The 4,237-nt window shown below is 71.7% G+C and carries 3 protein-coding genes; 2 read left to right on the top strand and 1 reads right to left on the bottom strand.

Features of this window, described 5'->3' with window-relative positions; genetic code table 11:
• Positions 1–242 (bottom strand): LysR family transcriptional regulator (locus GA0115259_RS07505; protein ID WP_141716480.1); only part of this gene is annotated, 242 nt, incomplete at its 3' end.
• A 133-nt stretch (positions 243–375) separates the two neighbouring features.
• On the opposite strand from GA0115259_RS07505, the gene GA0115259_RS07500 reads away from it, so the two are divergent.
• Both GA0115259_RS07500 and lon read left to right on the top strand, forming a co-directional pair.
• Positions 376–1,641, top strand: coding sequence for an MFS transporter (locus tag GA0115259_RS07500; RefSeq protein WP_093592686.1), 1,266 nt, complete (start codon positions 376–378; stop codon positions 1,639–1,641).
• Positions 1,642–1,749: 108 nt separating this feature from the next.
• A complete protein-coding gene (gene lon / locus GA0115259_RS07495) occupies positions 1,750–4,161 on the top strand; it encodes an endopeptidase La (RefSeq protein ID WP_093592683.1) in 2,412 nt (803 codons plus the stop codon).
• The last annotated feature ends 76 nt before the right edge of the window (positions 4,162–4,237 follow it).

Genomic DNA, 4,237 nt, shown 5'->3' with positions numbered 1-4,237 from the left:
GACGCGACCGCGCGCTCGGCGACGCGCAGCAGCTCGCGCGCGTGAGGCAGGAACGCCTGCCCGTCGATGGTGAGCTCGGCGCCGCGCGCGGTGCGGGTGAACAGCCGCACGCCGAGGCTGCGCTCCAGCGCGGCGATGCGCTTGGAGACGGCCTGCTGGGTGACCGCCAGCTCGGCGGCGGCCTCCCGGAACTGCCCCGCGTCGGCGGCGGCCACGAAGGTCCGGACGGTGTCGAGGTCCACGCCGACACCCTATGGGCACAACCGTTGGTTGTGGCCGACGGCTCTGTGGTTGTTTGATTCCTGGTCGCGGTGCTCGCTTTGATGCTTCTGGTCGCGGATCGGTTGTGCAGGGTGAGTGGCGGGGGCGTCGGGCATGAAGAGCGGGCACCGGCTGGGACATGTGCTGGGACATCTGCTCGGACATCGGCTGGGGTGGCGGTTCGGGTGGCTCTGGGGGGCGTACGGGACCAGCGCCCTCGGCACGTGGCTCGCCTTCGGCGCGTTCCCGCTGATCGCCATCCAGGTGCTGCACGCCGGACCGGCCGAGGTCGCCGCGCTCTCCTCCGTGGGCGCTGCGGTGGGCGCGGCCGTGGCGGTGCCGCTCGGCCCGTGGGTGGAGTTCCGCCGCAAGCGGACCGTGCTGATCACGATGGACCTGGTGCGGTTCGCGGCGCTGCTGACGATCCCCACCGCGTTCGCGCTCGGCGTGCTCACCTTCCTTCAGCTCCTGCTGGTCTCGGTCGTCGTCGCGGCGGCCGACATCACCTTCCGCGCCGCCTCCGGCGCGTATCTGAAGACGCTGCTGCCGGCCGAGGACCTGCTCGTCGCGAACGCCCGATTCGAGTCCACGGCCTGGACGACCACGATCGTCGGACCGCCGCTCGGCGGCGCGGCGATCGGGCTCCTCGGTCCGGTGGCGACGGTGGTGGCCGACGCGGTCAGCTACCTCCTATCGGCCCTGGGTATCCGCGCGATGGGCGGGCACGAGCCGCTGCCCGAGCGCCGGAAGGCCGCGCGCATGCGGGCCGGGGACCTGCTCGACGGCTGGCGGTACATCCTCGCCGACGCGACGCTGCGTCCGCTGTTCTTCAACACCGCCTTGTTCAACGGCCTGGTGATGGCCGCCCAGCCGCTGCTGGCCGTCCTGATGCTCGGCCGCCTCGGGTTCGCACCGTGGCAGTACGGCCTCGCCTTCGCCGTGCCCTCGATCGGCGGGCTGCTCGGCTCGCGGCTGGCCCGGCCGCTCGTCACCTGCTTCGGGCAGCACCAGGTCCTGGTCGTGGCCGGGACGCTGCGCGCGATCTGGCCGGTCGGCCTGGTCTTCCTGGGGCCGGGCACCGGCGGGCTGGTGCTGGTGATGGGCGTCGAGCTCGGGCTCATCTTCTGCTGCGGGGTCTTCAACCCGGTCCATGCCACCTACCGCCTCGAACGCACCGCGACCGGCCGGGCCGCCCGCACACTGTCCGCCTGGGCGGTGACGGCCAAGGCCACGACCGCGCTCCTGACGGCCGTCTGGGGCGTACTGGGCAGCCTGCTCGGCCCGCGTACGGCCATCGGCCTGGCCGGCGTACTCCTGCTGGCGACCCCGCTGCTACTCCCTTCAGGGACCGTGGCACGTGATCGGACGGCGGCAGCGTGACCGGACAGCGGCAGCGTGATCGCTCAGAGCGAACGCGGCCGGGGGAACATCCAGAGGCTCACAAGCATTGAGCCGGTATAGCTCAACTTGACTGCCGAAGGGGAGATCATGGCTGCCATGTCCACACCGCTCACGCTTCCCGTGCTGCCGCTCGACGACGAGGTCGTGCTGCCTGGCATGGTGGTGCCTCTTGACCTGTCCGACACCGAAGTCCGTGCCGCGGTGGAGGCCGCGCAGGCCGCCGCGCGGATCGGCGACGGTGGTACGGGCAAGCCGAAGGTGCTGCTCGTGCCGCGCATCGACGGGACCTACGCCGGGATCGGTGTGCTGGGGACCGTCGAGCAGGTCGGCCGGCTCTCCGACGGCGATCCGGGCGCGCTGATCCGTGGCCGCGGCCGGGTGCGGATCGGTGCCGGTACGACCGGGCCCGGCGCGGCCCTCTGGATCGAGGGCGTGAGCGTCGACGAAACCGCTCCCGAGCCGCTGCCCGGCTCGGTGGCCGAGCTGGTCAAGGAGTACAAGGCGCTCGCCACCGACTGGCTGAAGAAGCGCGGCGCCTGGCAGGTGGTGGACCGCGTCCAGCAGATCGAGGACGTGTCCACGCTCGCCGACAATTCCGGTTACTCGCCCTTCCTCTCCACCGCCCAGAAGGTCGAGCTGCTGGAGACCACCGATCCGGTGGCCCGGCTGAAGCTCGCCACCGAGCAGCTCCGCCACCACCTCGCCGAGCAGGAAGTCGCCGAGTCCATCGCCAAGGACGTCCAGGAGGGCGTCGACAAGCAGCAGCGCGAGTTCCTGCTCCGGCGCCAGCTCGACGCCGTGCGCAAGGAACTGCGCGAGCTGAACGGCGAGGGCGACGAGGACGAGTCCGGCGACTACCGGAGCCGCGTCGAGGCGGCCGACCTGCCGGAGAAGGTGCGGGAAGCCGCGCTCAAGGAGGTCGACAAGCTGGAGCGCGCCTCCGACCAGAGCCCGGAGGGCTCCTGGATCCGCACCTGGCTGGACACGGTGCTGGAGCTGCCGTGGAACGAGCGCACGGAGGATGAGTACGACATCCGCGGCGCGCAGGCGATCCTCGACGCCGAGCACGCGGGCCTGGAGGACGTGAAGGAACGGATCACCGAGTATCTGGCCGTGCGCAAGCGGCGCGCGGACCGCGGTCTCGGTGTGGTCGGCGGCCGTCGCGGCGGCGCCGTACTGGCCCTGGTCGGACCGCCCGGTGTCGGCAAGACCTCGCTCGGCGAGAGCGTGGCGCACGCGATGGGCCGGAAGTTCGTCCGGGTCGCGCTCGGCGGAGTACGGGACGAGGCGGAGATCCGCGGCCACCGGCGTACGTACGTCGGCGCGCTGCCGGGCCGTATCGTCCGGGCGATCAAGGAGGCCGGTTCGATGAACCCGGTCGTCCTGCTGGACGAGATCGACAAGGTCGGCTCCGACTTCCGCGGCGATCCGGCCGCGGCGCTGCTCGAAGTCCTGGACCCGGCGCAGAACCACACCTTCCGCGACCACTACCTGGAGGTCGAACTCGACCTGTCCGACGTGGTGTTCCTCGCCACGGCGAACGTCCTGGAGGCCATCCCGGAGGCGCTGCTCGACCGTATGGAGCTGGTCAGGCTCGACGGCTACACGGAGGACGAGAAGATCGTCATCGCCAGGGACCATCTGCTGCCCAGGCAGCTGGAGCGCGCGGGCCTGGAGCCCGGCGAGGTCACACTGGAGGACGAGGCGCTGCGCAGGCTGGCCGGGGAGTACACGCGGGAGGCGGGCGTACGGAACCTGGAGCGCGCGATCGCGCGGCTGCTGCGCAAGGTCGCGGTCGAACACGAGCTGGGCGACCGTGAGCTGCCGTTCACGCTCGGCGCCGAGCACCTGCGCAAGCTGATCGGACGGCCGCGCCATGTGCCGGAGTCCGCGCAGGACCTGGCGGAGCGCCGTACGGCGGTGCCGGGCGTGGCGACGGGCCTCGCGGTGACCGGCGCGGGCGGTGACGTCCTGTACGTGGAGGCGTCGCTGGCCGATCCGGAGACGGGCGGTTCCGGACTGACGCTGACCGGACAGCTCGGTGACGTGATGAAGGAGTCGGCGCAGATCGCGCTCTCCTTCCTCCGCTCGCGTGGCGCGGAGCTGGAGCTGCCGGTGGCCGATCTCAAGGACCGTGGCGTGCACATCCACTTCCCGGCGGGCGCGGTCCCGAAGGACGGCCCGAGCGCGGGCATCACGATGACGACGGCACTCGCCTCGCTGCTGAGCGGGCGCCTGGTCCGTACGGACGTCGCCATGACCGGCGAGGTCTCCCTGACGGGCCGCGTCCTGCCCATCGGCGGCCTCAAGCAGAAGCTCCTGGCGGCCCACCGCGCGGGCATCACAACGGTCGTGATCCCCAAGCGCAACGAGCCCGACCTCGACGACGTCCCGGCCGAAATCCTCGGCAAACTGACCGTCCACCCGGTCACCGACGTCCGCCAGGTCCTGGACCTGGCCCTGTCCCCGGCAGAGGTCCCGATCTCAGCCGCGGCCTGACCGGGAGCCGGTACGAATCGGTACGAGCGCGACGTCAACGCCCGCGGCCGGAACCCACCACAGGGTTCCGGCCGCG

Origin of the sequence: Streptomyces sp. MnatMP-M17 (assembly GCF_900091995.1) — a bacterium.
Classification (GTDB): Bacteria; Actinomycetota; Actinomycetes; order Streptomycetales; family Streptomycetaceae; genus Streptomyces.
This window is presented reverse-complemented; position numbering and strand designations above follow the sequence as displayed.